A 21,629-nucleotide genomic window follows, 5' to 3' on the forward strand; every position below is an offset into this window, starting at 1 on the left:
GCCCCTCGTAAAGTGACAGTAATGTTAAAAGCACACACCCATGGCAAGAACGTTTTAATGAGTGTGTTGCTGATAACACTGGCGGCGCTATTTCCCGCTATATCGACGGGTAACGCGCTACACGGCCTTCCTGAATCACCCCGTATTGTGACGCTTTACCAGGGGGCTACCGACAGCGCCGTCGCCCTTGGGCTAACGCCTATTGGCGTGGTCGATTCCTGGCTGGAAAAGCCCATGTACCGCTATCTGCGCGATCCACTTGATAGCGTCGAGCATGTGGGGCTGGAAACCCAACCCAACCTGGAAAAGATTGCCTGGCTTGATCCAGACCTGGTCATTGCCAGCGACTTTCGCCATGCGCGAATAGCGCCGCTACTGGAGGCCATCGCCCCCACTGTATCTGCCCCGACAGTGTTTAACTTCAAGACCACGCTGAATATGGTGGCCAATGCTACTGGCCGCGAAGCGCAGGCAAATGAGCTGCTTGAGCAATGGGATGATCGTGTCGCCGACTTTCGCCAGCAGATCGCCGCCAAGTTGAGCAGCGAGTGGCCGCAAAAAGTGGCCGTGGTGCGGTTTAAAAGCGACCACGTGCGCATCTATACCAGCGGCTTTGCAGGCTCGATTCTTGATGAGCTGGGCTTTACTCAGCCGGATACACTGCAAAGCCAGAGTTGGGGAATGAAGCTTTCCAGTACTGAAAACATTCCAGTGCTGGATGCCGATGCCCTCTTTATTCTGCTTGAGCCCGATGACCCCGCTATTGCAGATAATTACCAACACTGGGCCTCCCACCCACTCTGGCAACAGCTGTCAGCGGTACAAAGTGGGCGCGTATTTGAAGTTGAGCCGGTGAGTTGGATGATGGGTGGCGGCATATTGGCGGCCAACGCCATGCTGGATGATCTGTATAGCCACTATGGGCTGTTGCAACCCGAAGCGGCACCGCATCAGGCTTGCCTGCCTCACACCAGCGGCCGTGGGGAACCTACTTCATGCTAAACAGTACTGCCGCAAAGAGTATTGGCCTGCTACTTGGCGTGCTGGTGGCACTAGGCGCCTTTTTCGCCAGCGTGATGTTAGGCACAACGGATATCCCCCTCTCCGCTCTGTACGGATCGCTCGCCCATTACGACCCTACCAACATCGCCCACATCATTCTTTTAACTGAGCGCTTACCCCGTGCGGTGATTGCCGCTCTAGTGGGCGCCAGCTTAGCCATTGCCGGGGCGCTGATGCAGACCATGACGCGCAACCCGTTGGCGTCGCCGGGCATTTTGGGCATCAATGCAGGTGCGATGTTTTTTGTGGTGGTCGCGGTTTCGCTATTACCGCTACATACCCCCGCGCACTACGTATGGGCCGCGCTATTGGGGGCACTCGTTGCGGCCGTACTGGTGGTGGTGCTTAGCCGCGGCTGCCACGGTGAGCTTTCACCGCTACGGGTTGTGCTGGCAGGCGTTGCGGTAACGGCGATGTTTGTGTCGTTCAGCCAAGGACTTCTGGTCATTGACCAGCAAAGTTTTGAAAGCGTGCTTTACTGGCTGGCGGGCTCAGTGTCGGGACGCGATCTTTCATTGGTAGCGCCCTTACTGCCTCTTTTTGGTGGAGCACTGCTGCTCAGCGCACTGCTGATACGCCACGCCAACGCACTATTGCTAGGCGATGACATGGTCACTGGACTCGGCATGCAGGCTACCACCATCAAGCTACTACTCGGCTTAATTGTGATTGTGCTAGCAGGTAGCTCCGTGGCGCTGGCGGGCATGATCGGTTTTGTCGGCCTGATTGTGCCCCACATGGCACGGGGAATATTTGGCATCGACCATCGCTGGCTGCTGCCGGCCTGCGCTCTTCTGGGTGCCTGTTTGCTGCTGCTGGCCGATCTAGGCTCGCGCTTTTTAATGCCACCCCAGGAGATACCTGTCGGCGTGATGACCGCGCTGATCGGCACGCCCTTCTTTATCTATCTGGCACGGCGCAAGATGGCTGGCCAATGAGAACAGACGCCACGATAACCCTTAACAGCGGAGCAAAAAGCGACAGTAATCGCTTACTACGTCACCTGCTGATGCTAAGCCTTTTATTGCTAGCAAGCGCCGGGCTGTCGCTCTGTTTAGGCGGTTTTCCCACGCCACCTCTGCAGGTACTAGACGCACTAACAACCCCTCAAAGCAGCGATATCGCCTTTATTATTTGGGAGCTGCGCCTTCCTCGCATCACGCTAGCAATACTGGTCGGTGCCGCCCTGGCAATAGCGGGGGCGATTCTGCAGAGCATCGTACGCAACCCGCTGGCCTCCCCAGACGTGATCGGCATTACCAGCGGTGCAGCGTTGGCGGCGGTGCTATTTCTAGCGCTATTGAGCACGACCTTGAGCATTCACTGGCTGCCCGTTGCGACCATGCTGGGAGCACTGGTTTCTGCACTGCTGGTGGTGAGCTTGGCCTGGAAAAACGGTGTTAGCCCATCGCGCATGGTGCTAGTCGGCATTGGCCTGGCCGCGGCCATGGGCGCTGGCACCACCCTGTTAATCGTGATCAGCGATGACTCTGCCGCCATGACCGCCTATGTATGGCTAACCGGCAGCCTTTACGCGGCGCAATGGGACGATGTGTGGGGCCTATTGCCGTGGTTAGTCGTCGCGGTGCCTATCAGCCTACTCTTCGCCCGCCATGCGGATGCCATGGCCCTGGGTGATAGCGTTGCCGAAGGGCTTGGGGTGGCGATTCTGCGCAGCAGATTGGTATTGCTGGCCTGCAGCGTGGCGCTGGCAGGTGCCGCTGTGGCGTTTGCCGGTGGTTTGAGCTTTGTGGGACTAATTGCGCCCCACCTGGCCGCTAGGCTGGTGGGGCGAAACATGGCACGCCTGGTGCCAGCATCAGCGCTGGTTGGCGCCTTGATTGTGCTTTACGCCGACCTGCTGGGCCGAGTGGCGTTTTTACCCAAAGACCTACCTGCGGGCATCTTTGTTGCCGGGATAGGCGCGCCCTTCTTCGTTTACTTACTGCATAGATCGCGAGCTCGCTTTTAGCGCGAATTGACAAAAAAAAAGCGGCGCCCCAAAGGCGCCGCCAAACAGTATCGAGCAAAAAACATAGAAAATAGAAAGCGGCTGACTAGAAATCCAGCTGGTACCTCAGCGTGAAAGTGCGGCCACGCCCAGTGAAGTAGTACTCATCGCTGATGCGTGCGGCTTGAGAGTAGTAAGTGAGGTAATCTTCATCGGTGAGGTTTTCGATACCCACTGACACCCTGCCGGTGGGCAGGCGATAGGCTAATGAAGCATCCACTAAGCCGTAGCCGTCAAAATCAAGCTCAGGGTTATCGACGCTTCGATCGAAGTAGTAACTACCCTGCAAGCGCGTGGAAACGCGGTCGTTCCAGGTAGCGCTCCAGCCCAGTTTGAGCGTATCCGGGGCAATATTGATACCGGTGAGTTTGGTATCTACGCTACCGTCGCCATCCTGATCCGACTTACCTTCGGTGTGGGCATAAGAGAGCGACAGGTCATGCTTGTCGGCCACCTGCATGTCGCCGGTAATCTCAACGCCCTGGATCTCGGTTTTCTCTCGGCTACCGACCCAGGTGCCATTCTGCTCGGTAAGCCGCTGGCCGTAATCCGAATTGGACTCATAGTAGCTAATCTCTAGCCCGTAGCCATCCCAGTCAAAACGCGCGCCTATTTCCCGGTTATCGGTAACAATCGGCTGAAGCTGCAGCAAGGTGTCCACATCCTGGCCCGCCGTGCCAATGCCGCGTAGCACCCGGCCCACATCGGGCATGCCAAAGCCTTCCGAATAGTTGGCGTACAGCTGGGCCCAGTCGGTGGCTTGATAGGTTAAGCCGACGTTATACAGCGTTTCATCGAAACTGGGCTTGCCACCGTCCACGGTGACGTTGTCTTGGGTGACATTGCTGCGATCAATCGTTTGGAAGGTATCCACCTCAAGCTCGGCATGCTCGTGACGCACCCCGGCATGCAGCGTGAGAGGATCCGCGAGCTTAAACTGGCCCTGCAGGAAAGGCGCCAAATTACGATAGCGGCTTTCCGGCACGTAGGTGCGCCCGGTATGCACCAGCATCTGGCTTGTTTCGTCTTCCAATACGTCCAAACCAACCGTCACACCCAAACGGTCATCCAGCATACCATCACGGTTCAAGGTGAATTTGGCGCCCATTTTGTCAGATTCATTCCGCGTTTGGTCATACAGGGTATCCCCTGCACTATCCAGATAAGGGAAAAATGGCGTAGTGGCAAAGCGTGCACGGAAGCGCTGACGATATACTTGGGCGTCCAGCTCGTTGCCAAACCAATCAGCGTGGGAGTAGGAAAGCCGAGCGGAGGTCACTTCATTAAATCCAGGCTCGCCGTCACGACGGCCTTTGCGTGCCGTGGTGGGAACACCTGCAGAGCGGTCTCCTGTTACCGGTACGTAGTCGTTGCCCTCTTCCAAATCGAAGTGATTCAGCGAGAACTCAACATTCTGGTTGTCGTCGATCCAGTAGCCGAGCTTGCCGAAAAGATCGTAGCTTTCCGAGTTTTGCAGCTCGCCTGGGTAGGCAATACCGACCACCTCATCGTTGCCATCGTAAAAAACCCCGCGCTCCTGACGCGTCGCTGCGGCAACGAAATCCCAGTCGCCTTGCTGGCCGCTAATGCGGTAGTCCAGCTTGTTGCCTAGCCCATCCGACTGGAGATCATCATCCATGGTCAGGCTAATGCCCGCGTGTTGGCTAATGCCCCCGCCTTCGGCACGCCGGGTCACCAGGTTGATCAAGCCCCCCGTAGCGCCTAAACCATGCTCGGCGCTGGCCCCGTGGATGACTTCAATACGCTCCACCATGGAAAGGTCAATGGTATAGCTATCCCGGGAGCTGTCCCGCAACGGGTTGGACTGCGGCACACCATCAATCAGAAAAAGCGCGTCGCGGCCGCGGAATGTTTCGCCCGCATTGGAGAGCTTTTGGCGACTGGGTGAGTAAGAGGGAATCAGATTGCTGAGCACCTGGCCCGGGTCATCGGTAATCGCTAGCTGCTGCTCGATCTGTTCGCGGCTGATGATCGTTACCCGCTGTGGCGTTTGACCCGCTTCGCTGTGGCTGCGGGTGGCGGTTACCACCATAGTAGAGTCGGCGTCATCGGCGTCGCTTTGAGCCTCTACAGATTCAGACACCTGCCCATAAGCGTGGCTGGCAGCCACCAAACCGGCGAGCGTTACCGTAGGCCAAAATACCCAATGTTTCTTAATATACATCTACTTTTTATCCCCTTGCTTTTGAGTGAACCCTTGCTCTAAAAACAAATCTACATCTAAATGATAATAATTAATTTATGCGTATGATACTCAAAGATCTACTCAACTGGAACGCCTCGTTCACTATTACGACACGACTAACCCACTCATTCATTTCTCCTTTCCTCCGTGAAGGCCACAGTTATGCGGCAAGTAATGATTTACTTACCTGTGGCAGATATTGAAAATGAGAATATTTTGTCTTACGGTTCTGCCTGCGTTAACAACCTCAATGAGCCCTGCCATGACACACCCTTCTCACCAGCTTCCTCGTTTGACAGGCGAAGGCCTGCACGCAGGCTACGACACCCGACGCGTGTTGGATGGTGTGGATATCGCCATTGCGGAAGGCAAGCTCACGGTGCTGTTGGGCCCCAATGGCAGTGGCAAGTCGACGCTGCTGAAAACGCTTGCCCGCACGCTCACACCGAGTGGCGGGCATGTGTATTTAGATGGCAAGGATATTCATCGCAGCAAGACGCGGGAGGTCGCCAAGCGCCTGGGGATTCTGCCCCAAGGCCCGGTAGCGCCTGAGGGGCTGAGCGTAAAGCAGTTAGTGGGGATGGGCCGTTTTCCACATCAGGGGTTGTGGCAAAAAAATGCTCAGCAAGACGCCGCTGCTATTCGTGAAGCCATGGCTTATACCCACGTGACAGAGTTTGCCGAACGCAATGTCGATGCGCTTTCCGGCGGCCAGCGCCAGCGCTGCTGGATTGCCATGGTGCTGGCCCAGCAAACCGACCTGATCCTGCTTGATGAACCTACGACCTTTCTGGATCTAAAGGTACAGGTGGATTTGCTGGAACTGCTTTCGCGCCTGGCCCATGAGAAAAGCCGCACCCTGCTACTGGTGCTCCACGATCTAAATCTGGCCGCCGCCTACGCTGATCATTTAGTAATGATGAGCGATGGCCGTATCGTCACCAGCGGCGCGCCTAGCGAGGTCTTTACCACGACCAATCTCAAACGCGTCTTTGACCTTGATGCCCATGTAATCCACGACCCTGAAAGCGGCAGCCCGATTTGCGTGCCGCGGAAACGCAGCCAATCCATTGCGAAAACGGAAACAGTTGTGCAATAACGCTGCGGATCGAGAAAGAATAGCCGCACCTCTTCCTCCATAAAGTGACCATGGCTCGCCGCTTAAATGCGGGGCTGCGCTTAATGTTTGAATTCAGGAGTTCATCATCTACATTACGCACTGTAATAGTCGCTATTCACCTATCCTCTTCGCTAATAACATTGATAGCACACCATGAAATAGGTAACCCACCATTTATTACTAATAATGTTTCCTTAAAAACCCACTATCTTGTCAGGCAGCCATGTAGCCATTGCAGGGAATAACGCCACCACCGCCAACGTTAGCAATTGCACCGCGATAAATGGCAAGACACCTCTACACATTTGCCCATAGGTAATATCGCTGGGTGCAATCGACTTTAAATAGAAGATTGACGATGCCATAGGCGGCGTCAGGTAGCTGGTTTGGATAGTTACCAACACGAGCGTGGCAAACCAAATAGGATCAATACCCAGCTGTTTGATGATAGGGGTAAATATTGGCACGCAGATCAAAACAATCGATGTCCAGTCAAGTACAAACCCCAGTAAGAATGTGACGGCTAGAAAAAATAGGATGACGCCTGTTGTACCACCACCCAAGCCACTAGCTATTGCGGACACCATCTCACCGCCACCATTGACTGCGAAGATGCCAGTAAACATCGTGCCCCCGGCTACAATCAGCAGAATCATCGCTGTAATACGCACCGTCAGTGACAGAGAATCAACCAATGAAGGCAGGGTGATGCCGCCATTGATGACCGCTAAGATTACTGCGCCTGCCACGCCAACGGCAGCGGCTTCTGTAGGTGAAGCGATGCCGCCCAAGAGCGATCCAAGTACCGCAAACATTAATAGCAGAGGGGGCAGTAACGCTCTCAGCGTAATGCTGATTTTCCTTCCCAGCGTTTTATCATCATTGGTGGCTTTAGCAGCAGGGCCATCTTGAGGACGCAACCAACAACGCCCGACGATATAAAGGGCGAAAAGAGACAACATCAAGATGCCGGGAAAAATAATCGCAGCGAAAAGTGCACCGATAGATAGTTGGGCAAGAGCCGCGTAGACGACCACTATAACGGTAGGAGGAATGATCGTGCCTAAGGATCCGCCCGCACAAATAGTCCCCGCAATCAGCGAATTGTTATAGCGGTAAGCTCGCATGGCAGGGATAGCCATTAACCCAATCATTATTTCCACCGCGCCAACGACCCCAGAGGCAGCCGCAAATATTGCTGCCATGGCGATCGTGGTCAGTGCCAACCCGCCTGGCAGTCGGCCGATCCACATCTGAATAGCATCGAAGAGGTTTTTGGCGATGCCCGACTTCTCAAGTATCGCGCCCATAAGCACAAAGAGTGGAATTGAGGAAAGAACGTAATTAGATGAAGCACTATAAATACTGCCGTAAAGTTGCTGAAAGATAATAGGTCCGAAGGCAAACCAGCCAGCCACCAATGAGACGGTAATCAGTGAGAAAGCAACAGGAATACCCATAAAGATCAATAAGAACAGTCCTGGGAACATCAGGGCAGCCGTCATGGTATCCATTTAGTTGGCCCTATTATGATGGGTATTATCAATCAACGAGCGCAGCCCAATCACCAGAACTTGTAGCGCAAGAAGCGTCAAGCCGAAGGCAATACAGGTGTAAAACGGCCACATTTTAGGTGCCCATGTACTGACCATTTCAACCTCATTGGTTGTGAAGGCTGATAGCGATTTTTTCCAGCCAAACCAAGCAACAAGTGAAAGGGTGGGAAACAACACGATGGTATAAGCCACTCCCGTTATAATACGTGAGATGCGCACTGGCATAAGACTACTCAGAACATCTACTTTGACGTGACCATCCACCTGCGCTGTCCAGGCGACACCCAGCATAAAAGCAACGCCAGTGGCCATATAGGAGATATCAAAAGCCCAGATGGTGGAGGCATTAAAAACGTAGCGCGCTACTACTTCGTATAACATCGCACCTGCCAAGACGATGAGCGCCAGCTTACTTAGCCAAGCCGATATTTTAGCCAGCTGATCCACTAAATTAAAAAACATGATAGGCATCACTCATATCGGTACATTGCTCATAGGTATAACTACCTGGGAAGGCTTAGGCGCCTTCCCTTGGCAGGTTTATATTAGTCAGTGATGAGATAGTCTTTCTGAGCATTCCAACGCGCTTGATAAGCTTGGTAATCTTCTAAAATTTCTTCCATGGCTGGGTTGCCTGCATCACTCTCTGCCGCTGCTCGGGCCGCGATCCAAGCACGGCCATTTTCCGCTAGCTGTTCAACAAACGCTTCGTCCAAACTAATCACTTCGTTTCTACCGGCGCGATAATTTTCCATAGCGATTAGATCGTTATGATAAAAATTGGTAAGCCCTTCGTAAGTGGTTAACTTAGCAGCGGACTCAATAAGTTGCTTTAGATCGTCAGGGACTTGATCCCAAGTGTCCTGACGGACAACCACTTCCCAGAGAAAGGTGGGTTGGTGCACGCCGGGCACGATGATGTAGCGGGCTGCTTCATGAAAGCCTTCTGGATAGTTACTGGAAGGGGTTGCCCACTCAATGGCATCAACACCCTTGCGTTGTAGTAACGTATAAATATCACCGGGTGGCACCACAGTGGGCACCGCATTGTAATACTCGCGCACGACTTCAGCCCAAGGCCCAGAAGTTCGATACTTCAAGCCATCAAGGTCATCTGGGCCATTAATGGGCACATTGGAGTGAGCAAATATTTCAGTAGACCCAATCCCCACAATGAGTGAGTGCAACCCTTCGCTAGCGCGAACTTCTTGCAGCGCTTGTTGGCCACCCCCTTCGTAAATCCAGTTAATATATGACTGCGATCCCATGCCTCCCGGAAACCCAGCAAAAATAGCATTGATGGGATTTTGGTTAACTAAGTAGCTAGGAGTGGAATGGCCAGCCTCAACGGTGCCCTCTTTTACCGCATCATAAACCTGCAATGCAGGCACAATAACGCCTGCGCCGAAAGGGCTAATCTCCACTCTGCCTGCTGTTAGCCTCTCTGCATTATCAGCGAACCTCTCAAGAAAGTTTTCATAAAAAGGAGAACCTCCTGGCACTGAAGTAGGCACTCGCCACTCGACTTCTGCTGCATATAAGGGAGAGGAAAGCGCTATTGTTGCTAGCACTGATGGAATCCACTTCGTTGTTTTTAAATTACTTTTCATAATATTCATGATCAATCACCCCTGCTGTGTGTTGGTTTTATTCATCTCTCCCTGAGACAGGCTGGACGCTACCAAAACCGGGTAAGCCACCAGCTCACTAAATTCTCTAATCAGTTTTCGCCTCTCTTTTTGGTATAAGATATACCAAAGTGCATTGCAAGATTTTCTTGAGATAAAAACCAAACCAATGCGACGTCCTAGCTATACCGACAATCCTCATAGAGGGAACATGGGTAGCTTCACAAAGCTTTTTGGATATTGTATAAGATATAAAAAATCAGGCATGATTAGGCAGACTGCTATTTTCAGCATTAGTAACCCATGACATAAAACACATGGCATAAACCAAAGGTGTCCCATGAAACAGGTACGCGTCATCGACTCTCATACGGGGGGGGAACCGACAAGGCTGGTCATAGAGGGCTTCCCCGACCTCCCTGGCACCACCATGGCGGAGAAGCGCGATGCACTACGAACCTCCCATGATCAGTGGCGACGCGCCTGCATGTTAGAGCCACGGGGCCATGATGTACTGGTAGGTGCGCTTTACTGCGCACCCGAGTCGCCGGATGCGACCTGCGGGGTGGTCTTTTTTAATAATACGGGGTATCTGGGCATGTGCGGCCACGGCACCATCGGCCTAGTGGCCTCTCTGCATCACTTAGGTTTGATCGGCCCCGGTGATCATAAGATCGACACCCCGGTCGGCCCAATCAGTGCAACGCTCCATGATGATGGGGCGGTTACCGTTCGTAATGTAGCCGCCTATCGCTTCCGTCAGCAAGTTCCCCTTGAGGTACCCTGCTTCGGGCGGGTACACGGCGATATTGCTTGGGGCGGCAACTGGTTTTTCCTGATTAGTGACCATGGCCAATCATTGACCCTGGATAACGTCGAGGCGCTGATGAATTTCACCTGGGCCGTTCGCCAGGCGCTAGAAGCGGCGGCCATCACCGGGGATGACGGTGGCGAGATTGACCATATCGAACTATTTGCTGACGACGCTGTGGCCGATAGCCGTAATTTCGTACTCTGCCCAGGCAAGGCCTATGACCGTTCCCCCTGCGGTACCGGCACCAGCGCCAAGCTGGCGTGCCTAGCGGCGGATGGCAAACTTGCACCCAGCACACCCTGGGTACAGGCGAGTATTTGCGGCAGTCAGTTCGAAGCACACTACGAATGGGAAGGTGACCGTGTTCGCCCCTACATTAAAGGTCGTGCTTATTTAAGCGCCGACACCACTCTGTTGATTGATGAGCAAGATCCGTTCGCCTGGGGAATTACTGCCTCGTAATCATTCTATACCGGCCACCCTGCTCTTGAACGCAACACCAACTCCCACGGCCAATACCACCAAACGAAGAGGAACAACAATGAGCGATAACATTTTTACCGGCTGTATACCGGCGCTAATGACGCCTTGCAGCGCTAACCGTCAACCTGATTTCGACGCCCTGGTAGCTAAAGGCCGTTCACTGGTAGATCTGGGTATGAGCGGTGTGGTGTATTGTGGCTCCATGGGCGACTGGCCGTTACTCAGCGAATCGCAGCGCCAGGAAGGCGTCGCACGCCTCGTTGAGGCTGGCGTTCCGACGATTGTGGGTACCGGTGCAATCAACACACGGGAGGCTGTTTCCCATGCGGCTCACGCCGCTAAAGTAGGTGCCAAAGGGCTGATGGTGATTCCGCGTGTGCTTTCACGAGGCACCTCGGCGGCTGCGCAGAAGTCACACTTTTCGGCCATTTTGGACGCGGCGCCCAAGCTACCGGCGGTGATTTATAATAGCCCCTATTACGGCTTCGCCACACGTGCCGACTTATTCTTTGAGCTACGCCGCAAGTACCCCAACCTGATTGGCTTCAAAGAGTTTGGCGGCGCTGATGATCTCCGCTATGCGGCGGAAAACATTACCTCTCAAGACGAAGATGTCACTCTGATGGTCGGTGTCGACACCACTGTTTATCATGGTTTCGTCAACTGTGGCGCCACGGGCGCTATAACCGGTATCGGCAATGCGCTGCCCCGAGAGGTATTGCAACTTGTCTCGCTCAGCCAACAGGCCGCGAAAGGGGACGTCAAAGCACGGCGTTTGGCCATGGAGCTAGAGGAAGCACTAGGCGTGCTCTCCTCTTTTGACGAAGGCGGCGACCTGGTTCTCTACTACAAGCACCTGATGGTGCTCAATGGCGATAGCGAATACGCCCTGCACTTTAATGAAACCGACGCGCTCAGCGATTCACAACGTCACTATGTGGAGTCCCAGTACGCGCTCTTCCGTAGTTGGTATTCGAGCTGGTCTGCTTCGCTAGATAATCGCTAATAACCTAGCCACACGTTGGCTGTGTATCCAGCCGAAGCGCTCTTTCGTAAAAACCGGGAATTTCCATGGAAACAAACCCACAGGCAGTAAGCCATCCCAATGTAGCGGCTGATATCGTCGTTATTGGTGCTGGTATTATCGGCACCGCTTGCGCCTTGGCTTTAAGTCAACAAGGCTTGCGCGTCGTGGTGCTGGATAGCCAGCTCCCTGGGATGGGAGCCTCCTATGGGAATGCTGGGCATATGGCAACGGAGCAGGTCTTCCCCATTGCCGATGCCGCCATCGTAAAACAGCTGCCTAAGATGCTGCTCGACCCCATGGGGCCATTGCGGCTGGATTGGCGCTATATGCCTAAAGCGCTGCCCTGGTTCACTCGGTTACTCTGGAATCTACGCCAAGCCCCTTATCAAACTAGCGTGGCGGGCATTAGCGCCCTGAATGAACACAGTTTGACTGCCTGGCAGCGACTTCTCGACAGCATCAATGGCAGACACTTATTGAAAGAAGAAGGCTCTTTCCTGGTATACGAAAAGGCCAACGCTGCCCACGAACTGGAGGTGCTGCGGGCACGGATGGCCGAGCAGCAAGTCCCGGTAGAAAGCTGGTCAGGCAGTGCCATTCGAGACGTTGCCCCCGAGTTGTCTAACTCCATGCAAGGGGGTCTGTTTTTCCCAGGTACCGCCCATGTTATCAACCCCTGGCAGGTAGTTAACTGGCTGGTGCAGGCCGCTGAAACGAACGGGGTAGAGTTCAGGCAGTCCACGGTGCTAACGGGATATGTCAATGATCAAGGCGTCACTCTACAGACTGACAACGCATCGCCCATGACGGCCAGCAAAGTAGTGTTAGCCTGCGGCGCCCACTCGGCCAAGTTGGCCGCCGCACTAACGGGTATACGTATTCCGCTGGATACCGAGCGGGGCTACCACCTGATGCTGCCAAATGAACGAGGACGCCTACCGGTGGCGGTTACGTCGTTGGAGCGTCGCTTTATCATGACGCCAATGGATGAAGGGCTACGTTTGGCAGGGACAGTTGAGTTTGCTGGGCTTCAACGACCAGCCAATATGCAGCGCGCTTGGCAGCTACATAAGCTCAGCCAAGGGCTATTTAGAAATGAGCTGGATGCCACTGGGGCCAAACCCTGGATGGGCTTTCGCCCCTCTCTGCCCGATTCCCTGCCGATCATCGACAGCGTCAAAGATGGCAAGGTTTTACTGGCCTTCGGGCATCACCACCTTGGCTTAACCCAGGCAGCGCTGACTGCAGAGATTATTGCCGACCTGGCAGCGTGCTCTCATTCTCAGCCGGTGGCTAACTTATCGCCCTACCGGTTAAGCCGTTTTACCTGACAGGAAAAATCGTCAACATTCCAAACAGCTTAAATATTAAGCTACGCAGTTGAGGCGAAAAAGAATTGCAAAATGCTAAGTTGGTATACAATATCTCATATATTTCTCTCACCTACGGATTCTTATAGTTGTCATTTACCATGTTTAACGCACCTAACCTTGGCATTACCCCTTCAACTTCTGAGGTGATCGTCAAACACCTGCGCGAAGCCATTATTGCTGGCCAAATCGAAGAGGGGGAGCCGATTCGCCAGGATGACATAGCCAACAAGTTCAATGTTAGCAAAATCCCGGTACGGGAGGCGCTCAAACGCCTGGAAGCGGAGGGCTTGGTACTGTTCCAGCGCAACAAAGGCGCCGTGGTAACCAAAATCTCCGAACCCGAGCTTGCCCAGATGTTCGAAGTACGTGTATTGCTGGAAGTAGAGGCCATCCGCCTCGCGGTACCCAACATGGGCTTGGCAACCTTCGATAATGCCGAACGCATCTGCGACGAGTTCAACCGTGAGGACGACGTGGGCCGCTGGGCCGCCTTAAATTGGGAGTTCCACGCCTGTCTCTACGAGCCTGCGCAGCGCCCCTTTATGATGAGTTTGATTCGATCTATCCACGATAAGGTGGAGCGCTACCTTCGCTTACAGCTAAGCTTATCCCAGGGAAAGGCTCGTGCCGACACTGAGCATCGCGCGATTATTGCCGCTTGCCGTACAGGCGACGCCGACGAAGCAGCGGCACTGGTTGAACGCCATATCATCGGTGTGTGTCGGACACTTTACGATCACCTGCCTAACCGACTTGCCGAATAGCCGCTGACTTTTCAGCCACGCTTGGATCACAAACCCCCGCCCTCTTAATCCCTGAATTCAACTAATAAGGGCAGCGATACTCTCGCTGCCCAACCCGGCAGTATCTTGTGTTTGATTCTTGCGTGATCTGTTTCAACGCTGCGGCTCTAAAGCGGTGATATAGCGGCCTATTACCTCATTATCATGATCACCCCACCTTGCACCGTTACTCGAAATTTCTATTTAAAACAAAGAAAACAACACTTTAGTTATAAATAATAATTAATGACTGCAAAACTTGCAAATCGTATCCGAAATAATAAATACTAAGTTTGCTGTTTCTTACAGCCAAGCAAAGCCCACCTAGGAGGTCAAGAATGATAAACAAGACAGCCCCATTAGCGCTTTCCGCTATCTTGAGTGTATCCGTCATCGGTCAGGCGCAGGCTGACAAACTCGATGAAATAATTAGCTCAGGCACCCTACGTTGTGCTGTCACCCTGGATTTTCCCCCCATGGGATTTCGAGACGATGACAACCAGCCTGCCGGTTTCGATGTCGACTACTGTAACGATCTGGCCAATGTCCTCGAAGTCGATGCTGAAATAGTTGAAACCCCCTTCCCCGACCGCATTCCCGCGCTGGTCTCCGGGCGTGCTGATGTGATCGTGGCCTCCACTTCTGACACCTTGGGGCGCGCCAAAACCGTTGGCATGTCCATTCCCTACTTTGCTTTCCAGATGGTCGTCCTAACCCGTGACGACACTGGTATCGATCAATATGATGATTTGCAGGGTCGCCCTGTTGGCAATACCAGCGGTACCTACGAAGCCATGGCACTGGAGAAAGATGTTGATGAGTGGGGTGATGGCAGCTTCCGTGCTTATCAAACCCAGAACGATACTATTCTCGCTGTCGCCCAAGGCCATATTGATGCAACCGTGGTCACCAACACAGTGGCATCCTCGACCCTTGAGTCCGGCAAATATGAAGGTCTTAAAATTGCTGGCGAAGCGCCCTATGTCATTGATTACGTATCACTGGCAGCCAATCGCACCGAATACGGCCTACTGAATTACCTAAATCTATTCGTCAACCAGCAAGTACGCACTGGGCGTTATGCGGAACTCTACGACAAGTGGGTGGGCGGCGAACCCGTCGACCTGACCGTACCCGGCGTTTATTACTAATAGCCACGTAACACAAATCCAATCACAACCATGTATCGCGCGCCGCCCGAGCGGCGCGCCCTTTCCAACGAACGAGATGACGCTATGTCTGATATTTCGCTCACCGGTCGTAGTTTGGTTTGTGGTTCAGCCCAGGGCGAACTACTGTATACCGACGTTGGCTTGAGCTTTTGGGGTGGTGTCGATCCGTTCAGTGGCGAGATTATTGACTGTCATCACCCGTTGAGAGGCCAGTGTATTGCCGGGCGCATACTCGCACTGCCTAGTGGACGCGGCTCCTGCACCGGTAGCAGCGTGCTACTTGAACTGCTTACCGGCGACAACGCCCCCGCCGCGCTAATATTCGCCGATCAAGAAGAGATCCTGACCCTAGGGGTCATCATCGCCGAAACACTGTTTAAATCCTCGATTCCAGTAGTGTGCGTCGGCCCAGAACTGTTTACCACGCTGCGCCAAAGGCGCTTTGCGCGTATTGAAAATGAAACAATAAGCTTTTTCGATACTCCTCCCTTAGGAGATTGGGCGGCAAAGGTGAACAACACCGACTCTCCCACATCTACACCAGCGCCCTTCAGCCCAACCCTCTCCCGCGTATCGCTCAGCGAAAGCGACCAGGCTTTCCTTAGTGGTCATCATGGCAAAGCGGCTCAGGAGGCGATGCGCATAGTGTTACGAATGGCTGAGCTTCAGGGCGCAGACCAACTGATAGACATCAGCCAAGCGCATATAGATGGCTGTATTTACACCGGCCCCGCCAGTTTGCGTTTCGCTGAGCAGCTAGTTGAATGGGGGGCACAGGTGAGTGTTCCCACCACCCTCAATGCTATTTCTGTTGACCAGTGCCGCTGGCGGGCCCAGGGCATCGACCCCGCTTTCGGCGAACCTGCCAGTGCGCTAGGCAACGCCTATATGGCCATGGGCGCGCAACTCAGTTACACCTGCGCACCCTATTTACTCGACAGCGCCCCTAAGGCAGGCGAACAGATCGTCTGGGCCGAGTCTAACGCCGTCGTTTATGCCAACAGTGTGCTCGCGGCACGAACGCTGAAATACCCTGATTATCTGGATATTTGCATCGCCTTAACGGGGCGGGCTCCCTATATTGGCGCTCATCGAGACCAGGGGCGTATTGCCACGCTGCGTATTGACATTAAGCCACTCGATACACTGGATGACGCTTTCTGGCCGTTGTTGGGGTATCACGTCGGACTGCTCTGCGGCAGTGAGATTCCCCTGCTTTGCGGACTGGAAGAGACAGCTCCCAGCCGCGATGATCTCAAAGCATTCGGTGCGGCCTTCGCTACTACCTCCGCTGCACCGATGTTCCACATCAGCAAGATTACCCCTGAAGCGATGAGTGAATCCCAGGCCCTGGGGGAACTACCCCCTTTACGACAGCTAACTGTTGAACCCGCGGATCTACTCACTAGCTGGTATGAACTGGATCACGCTGAGGCGCGTCAGGTCGGCCTTGTCTCCTTGGGCAATCCGCACTTTTCGCTAAGCGAATGCGCGGCGCTGGCGGAGCTCTGTGCTGGACGCCATAAACATCCAGATGTCGCCATGGCAGTAACGCTCGGGCGGGCAGTTTATGCCGACGCTAGCGCGGCGGGGTACGTCACTACCCTGGAGCGTTTCGGTGCCCAGCTTATCAACGATACCTGCTGGTGCATGCTGGGTGAGCCTGTGGTGCCGCCAACGGCGCGCACCCTAATGACTAACTCGGGGAAATATGCCCACTACGCCCCCGGGTTAGTCGGTCGTCAGGTGCACTTCGGCAACCTTGCTGAGTGTGTCGAAACCGCCTGCAGCGGAGAGGCCAGTGGCCGGCTACCTACCTGGCTAACAGGCGTTGCAACTCGTCAAGGAGCACACTGAGCCATGTTTGATTACACCTTCCAGTGGCGTACTGCCTTAAGAGCCCTGCCGGATATGCTCGAAGGCGCTGTTGTCACCTTTGAGACCGCGGCGCTATCGATGATCTTCGGTGTCTTAATCGCTCTTGCCTTGCTGGCGATGCGGGAGACCCCCAACCTTGCTACGCGGGCATTGGCAGGTACCTGGGTGTCAATCGCTCGCAACACCCCTGCGCTGTTCCAGATCTACATCGTCTATTTCGGCCTAGGCGCTATCGGTTTGCATGTCAGTTCCTGGGCTGCCCTGTTAGCCGGTATCACCTTCAATAACGCTGGCTACTTGGCTGAAAATTTTCGTGGCGGCCTCAAAGCAATACCCGATACCCAAGTCCGTGCGGCCCGCTCCTTGGGAATGAGCAGCTTCCAGGCGTATCGCCTGGTGGTGGTGCCGCAACTACTGCGGATCGTGTTTTACCCCATCACCAACCAGATGGTGTGGGCGGTATTAATGACGTCGTTAGGGGTAATCGTTGGCCTAAATAACGACCTCACCGGGGTGACCCAGGATTACAACGTCAGAACGTTCCGCACTTTTGAACTGTTTGCGCTGGCAGCGGTGATCTATTACCTGATCGCCAAACTAATCGTAGCGATAGCCCGGCTGTTGGCCTGGCGCTTATTCCGCTATTGAGGGCCTGACTATGTTTTCAACCAGTTTCACCTGGAACGACTTGCTATTTCTTCTTCAAGGGGCCTGGGTCACTCTGCTACTGACCTTCTGGTCGATGCTGCTAGGTACCTTTATGGGCGTCTCCTGCGGATTACTGCGCGCCTTACTGCCTCGAGCCTCTATCCCGCTGGGTTGGTTTTTGGATATTTTTCGTAGCGTACCTCTGCTCATCCAGTTTGTACTGTTCAACTCGCTCAAGAGCATTGTGGGGCTGGACTGGAGCGCCTTCACAGTTGGCTGTGTGGTACTGGGGGTCTATGTGGCTGCCTTCTGCACCGAGATTGTACGCAGCGGTGTGCTCTCGGTACCTCAGAACCTACGGTTAGCCAGCCGTTCGCTGGGCATGACTTACTGGCAAGACCTGCGTTACGTGGTAATGCCGCTAGCGACCAGGGTGGCCTTTCCCGGCTGGCTCAACCTCTCCCTCTCAGCCATGAAGGATACGGCGCTGGTGATGTGGATCGGCATCATTGAGTTACTACGTGCCTCCCAAGCCATCGTCACGCGCATTCAGGAGCCACTGCTGGTGCTATGCATCGCAGGGCTTATTTATTACCTCATTAGCTTGGTGGTATCCCGCCTAGGTGCCCAAGTGGAAAAAAGGTGGCAGCAGAATGATTGAGATCGAAAAAGTACATAAATCCTTTAAAGATTTAGAAGTGATCAAAGGGGTTGACCTGACGGTACAAAAAGGCGAGGTGGTCTCCATAGTGGGAGGCTCCGGCTCGGGGAAATCAACCTTGCTGATGTGCATCAACGGCTTGGAAAATATCCAAAGTGGATCGATTAAAGTCGACGGCACCGAGGTGCATGCTAAGGGCACTGACATCAATCAGTTACGCCAGAAAATTGGCATTGTCTTCCAGCAGTGGAACGCCTTTCCCCACTTGAATGTATTAGAGAACGTTATGTTGGCGCCGCGCAAAGTTCAGGGCAAAAGCCGTGCTGAAGCCGAAGAGTTAGCTGTGAAGCAACTCACCCATGTGGGCCTTGCTGATAAGCTCAAAGTGTTTCCCGGCAAGCTCTCTGGTGGCCAGCAGCAGCGCATGGCGATTGCCCGGGCGCTGGCTATGACGCCTGATTATATGCTCTTCGACGAAGCCACTTCTGCGCTAGACCCACAACTGGTAGGTGAAGTACTCGACACCATGCGCCTACTGGCTGAAGACGGCATGACGATGATTCTGGTTACCCATGAGATCCCATTCGCACGAGACGTATCAGATCGCGTGGCCTTTTTCCGTGAAGGCTTAGTTCACGAGATTGGCCCTCCCGACCAGGTGATCGATAACCCACAGAAACCAGAAACCGCTGCTTTTCTAAAGTCGGTAGTTTAGTCGGCTATTAACCCCACCCACGACCTGCGCAAACCACAGGTCGTGGGTGTTTTACCTAGATCGAAAGTCTTACCAGCTATATTTCACACTGCCAATCACACTGCGGGATTCGCCGTAGTAGCACCAGAAATCACAGCTCGCAACGTACTCTTCATCAGTTACGTTGTTAACATTGAGCTGTGCCGTCCAACTACTGTTGATGTCATAGCTAGCCATAACATCGCCAACGGTATAGTCAGGCACGACTATACTCCCATCAACCGTCTCTCCTACATGGCGAACGCCTGCACCAACTTTCAGGCCATTCAGAGCCCCCCCTCCAAAGTCATAGTCCACCCATGCGGAAGTCATATGGCGGGGAATCAGCGCTTTACGATTGTCATACACATCGCGCGCATCTGTGTAAGTATAGGCTGCTGTTAACTTGAGAGCATCCGTGACATACCCCACACCTTCAAGTTCAAACCCACTGGAGGCTGTCTCACCCTCCTGCGTTTGGTATCCGCCGGGCGCCGTTGCATAGGAGTTGGATTCGTTGATATCGAAGACTGCCGCCGTGACGTAGCCATCCCAGTTAAACGGAGCGAACTTGACGCCCAGCTCCCATTGCTCACCTTCTATCTCCTCGAAGATGGCACCGTCAGGATTGGTTTGTGCAGCTGGTCGGAAGGATTCAGTGTAGCTGAGGTAAGGGTTGAGGCCGTTGTCGCCGAGGTACATGATGCCACCGGACCAGGAAGTCGCGGCCTGCGTTTCATCTACGGTGTTGTTATCACGCTCGGACTCGTTTCTAACATCAGCACTGTCATATCGCCCCGCACCCAGCAGCACCCAGCGGTCGTCGATACGCAACTGGTTTTGTACGTATAGACCCAACTGATCCTTATCGATCCGGCGCCGAGTCAGTTGATCGCCGGGGACCGGGACGATATCCCCCTGAGGATTGAAGATATCGACGACATCGTAGAAGTAGTTATCGAACTCTTTACCCTCGAGACTGAGATCCTGGTAATCCAGCCCGAGAAGTAGCGTATTCTCCGTGCGGTCAGTATACCACTTACCTACCATTCGGTTGTCGATAGTGAAGCTATCAATATCTCCATTGCGCTGTAGATGTCCACGATAAGCAGTCTGACCATCGCCAGTTTCCATCATCATGTAGGTACTGCGTAAATCTAGGTCGAGATGGCTGTAGCGAAAATCCTGCTCGAATTTCCAAGTATCATCAAGCTGATGCTTGAATTCATAACCGATGGCCGCTTGGGTATGCTCGTCCTTGTCGTAGTTCGGCGCACCGTAATTGGTGTGAGGATCCACATTACCAAAGGGCGTATCAAGCACCGTGCCATAGCTCAGCTTGAACGGATTAACAGGAATGCCATCATCCCGTTGAAAGCTGGCTAGCACAGTCACCTGGGTGTCATCGGAAATATCCCACTCAAGACTCGGCGCAAAGTAATAACGCTCGTTATCAGTACCATCCAGATCACCATCACGCTCCTTATAAAGCCCTACAAAACGATAGCGCACATCGCCGCTTTCGGTGACCGGCCCCGAAGTATCGACCCCCAACTGGCGGTGATTCCGGTTGCCGGCCTGAATTTCGATCTCACCACGTTCCTCAGCAGTGGGGCGTTTGCTAACAGCATTGATCAGTCCACCGGATGGCGCCTCGCCGTAAAGAATCGATGAGGGCCCTTTGAAGACATCCACTCGTTCCAAGCCATAAGGCTCGGGCAACCACTGATAAAACCCTTCGCGGTAGATACGTAGACCATCTTGATACGTCGATTGATCAAACCCGCGCACCTTGAACCAATCGGTGTTGTTATCGCTGCCGTAATGGCCCGAAAGCACGCCCGCACGGTAGCGGAAGGTTTCATCAAGCTGCTGAACGTTGCGGGTTTCCAGCTCTTCACGGTCAACGCTTGAAACGGGACGAGGCGTTTCCACCAGCGGAGTATCGACCTTAAGAGCAGTGGCCGTAACGACAACGGTGTCGTTGTTAACGGATTCTTCTTGCGCATAGGCGGATGCGCAAAAGAGCACCGCGGTAACGGGAATCAACGCGGAAATTGAGCGCGCCAAGGGACGACGAGCAAACGGCAGACGAGGCATGATAGAGTCTCAGTTGGAATTAGGAGCAAAGAGGAAGCAGAGAAATAAGAATCATGATAATCGTTGTTATTAGCATTCATGATAGCGCTTTTGAATAGATGCTTTCAATGGCCTAATACGGGGGTTTTCAACGCTGACTGAGCACGACACCAACAGACTGTACCCAATGCATCTCAACTGCTTAGATGCTTTAGCAGTTGAGATTTGAGAAGAGAAGCGCTGCGTTCCCTGCAGCGCAAAGCGCAACATCTTGTTGAGACATTTCAATTGCCACATTTATAGCTACGTTAAAACAATCAGCTAGCAGTTGGCTGTGCGCTGGAGAACACGGGTGAACAGCTCCCGCACTTGCCCCCTCTTTAACTTTTCTCTCTT

General features: G+C 53.6%; 18 protein-coding genes. 13 read left to right on the forward strand and 5 right to left on the reverse strand.

The features are described from left to right. Window positions 1-21 precede the first annotated feature (21 nt). The 3 genes from U738_RS20615 to U738_RS20625 are packed head-to-tail and all read left to right on the forward strand — an operon-like array spanning window position 22 to window position 3,034. Window positions 22-1,002, forward strand: coding sequence for an ABC transporter substrate-binding protein (locus U738_RS20615; RefSeq protein ID WP_035584924.1), 981 nt, complete (start codon window positions 22-24; stop codon window positions 1,000-1,002). Then, on the forward strand, window positions 996-2,000 hold the full coding sequence (locus tag U738_RS20620; RefSeq protein ID WP_035584926.1) for a FecCD family ABC transporter permease: 1,005 nt from the start codon (window positions 996-998) through the stop codon (window positions 1,998-2,000). The genes U738_RS20615 and U738_RS20620 overlap by 7 nt, the downstream gene beginning before the upstream one ends. Further along, a complete protein-coding gene (locus U738_RS20625; protein WP_035584929.1) occupies window positions 1,997-3,034 on the forward strand; it encodes a FecCD family ABC transporter permease in 1,038 nt (345 codons plus the stop codon). The genes U738_RS20620 and U738_RS20625 overlap by 4 nt, the downstream gene beginning before the upstream one ends. A gap of 85 nt (window positions 3,035-3,119) precedes the next feature. Here the strand turns inward: U738_RS20625 and U738_RS20630 are convergent, their stop codons facing one another. Then, window positions 3,120-5,258 (reverse strand): TonB-dependent receptor, encoded by a 2,139-nt coding sequence (locus tag U738_RS20630; protein WP_035584930.1) that lies wholly within the window; start codon window positions 5,256-5,258, stop codon window positions 3,120-3,122. A 283-nt stretch (window positions 5,259-5,541) separates the two neighbouring features. Here U738_RS20630 and U738_RS20635 point away from each other — a divergent pair, with 283 nt between their 5' ends. Beyond that, window positions 5,542-6,378: an ABC transporter ATP-binding protein gene (locus U738_RS20635; RefSeq protein ID WP_035584931.1), complete on the forward strand. Its 837-nt coding sequence runs from the start codon at window positions 5,542-5,544 to the stop codon at window positions 6,376-6,378. A 215-nt stretch (window positions 6,379-6,593) separates the two neighbouring features. Here U738_RS20635 and U738_RS20640 read toward each other — a convergent pair whose 3' ends face one another. From U738_RS20640 to dctP, 3 genes are all read right to left on the reverse strand, one after another. Further along, entirely contained in the window at window positions 6,594-7,913 is a 1,320-nt protein-coding gene (locus U738_RS20640; protein ID WP_035584933.1) for a TRAP transporter large permease, read from the reverse strand. Next, complete coding sequence (locus tag U738_RS20645; protein ID WP_051912831.1) at window positions 7,914-8,417, reverse strand: TRAP transporter small permease subunit; 504 nt, start codon at window positions 8,415-8,417, stop codon at window positions 7,914-7,916. It abuts the gene before it with no gap. A gap of 83 nt (window positions 8,418-8,500) precedes the next feature. Next, a complete protein-coding gene (dctP, locus tag U738_RS20650) occupies window positions 8,501-9,574 on the reverse strand; it encodes a TRAP transporter substrate-binding protein DctP (RefSeq protein ID WP_235208668.1) in 1,074 nt (357 codons plus the stop codon). Between the two features lie 349 nt (window positions 9,575-9,923). Here dctP and U738_RS20655 point away from each other — a divergent pair, with 349 nt between their 5' ends. From U738_RS20655 to U738_RS20695, 9 genes are all read left to right on the forward strand, one after another. Beyond that, window positions 9,924-10,859 carry a 4-hydroxyproline epimerase gene (locus U738_RS20655; protein WP_035584938.1) on the forward strand — a complete coding sequence of 312 codons (936 nt, stop codon included), beginning with the start codon at window positions 9,924-9,926 and terminating at the stop codon, window positions 10,857-10,859. 79 nt (window positions 10,860-10,938) lie between these two features. Then, a complete protein-coding gene (locus U738_RS20660; RefSeq protein WP_035584939.1) occupies window positions 10,939-11,886 on the forward strand; it encodes a dihydrodipicolinate synthase family protein in 948 nt (315 codons plus the stop codon). A 65-nt stretch (window positions 11,887-11,951) separates the two neighbouring features. Further along, on the forward strand, window positions 11,952-13,238 hold the full coding sequence (locus tag U738_RS20665; RefSeq protein WP_035584941.1) for an NAD(P)/FAD-dependent oxidoreductase: 1,287 nt from the start codon (window positions 11,952-11,954) through the stop codon (window positions 13,236-13,238). 140 nt (window positions 13,239-13,378) lie between these two features. After that, window positions 13,379-14,044 (forward strand): GntR family transcriptional regulator, encoded by a 666-nt coding sequence (locus U738_RS20670; protein ID WP_035584943.1) that lies wholly within the window; start codon window positions 13,379-13,381, stop codon window positions 14,042-14,044. 356 nt (window positions 14,045-14,400) lie between these two features. Then, window positions 14,401-15,213 (forward strand): ABC transporter substrate-binding protein, encoded by an 813-nt coding sequence (locus U738_RS20675; RefSeq protein WP_035584945.1) that lies wholly within the window; start codon window positions 14,401-14,403, stop codon window positions 15,211-15,213. Between the two features lie 84 nt (window positions 15,214-15,297). Continuing rightward, a complete protein-coding gene (lhpI, locus tag U738_RS20680) occupies window positions 15,298-17,091 on the forward strand; it encodes a cis-3-hydroxy-L-proline dehydratase (RefSeq protein ID WP_035584947.1) in 1,794 nt (597 codons plus the stop codon). A 3-nt stretch (window positions 17,092-17,094) separates the two neighbouring features. Further along, window positions 17,095-17,760, forward strand: a complete 666-nt coding sequence (locus U738_RS20685) for an amino acid ABC transporter permease (protein ID WP_035584948.1) — start codon at window positions 17,095-17,097, stop codon at window positions 17,758-17,760. Window positions 17,761-17,770: 10 nt separating this feature from the next. Next, window positions 17,771-18,421 (forward strand): amino acid ABC transporter permease, encoded by a 651-nt coding sequence (locus tag U738_RS20690; RefSeq protein ID WP_035584955.1) that lies wholly within the window; start codon window positions 17,771-17,773, stop codon window positions 18,419-18,421. Further along, window positions 18,414-19,136, forward strand: coding sequence for an amino acid ABC transporter ATP-binding protein (locus tag U738_RS20695; protein ID WP_035584957.1), 723 nt, complete (start codon window positions 18,414-18,416; stop codon window positions 19,134-19,136). Before U738_RS20690 ends, U738_RS20695 begins: the two co-directional genes overlap by 8 nt. 69 nt (window positions 19,137-19,205) lie before the next feature. On the opposite strand, the gene U738_RS20700 is transcribed toward U738_RS20695, so the two are convergent. Next, the gene (locus tag U738_RS20700; RefSeq protein ID WP_035584960.1) at window positions 19,206-21,254 is read right to left on the reverse strand and encodes a TonB-dependent siderophore receptor; all 2,049 of its coding nucleotides are present in this window, start codon (window positions 21,252-21,254) and stop codon (window positions 19,206-19,208) included. Window positions 21,255-21,629: the final 375 nt, after the last annotated feature.

Source organism: Halomonas sp. TG39a (assembly GCF_000744395.1).
In the GTDB taxonomy this organism is placed as follows: domain Bacteria; phylum Pseudomonadota; class Gammaproteobacteria; order Pseudomonadales; family Halomonadaceae; genus Vreelandella; species Vreelandella ventosae_B.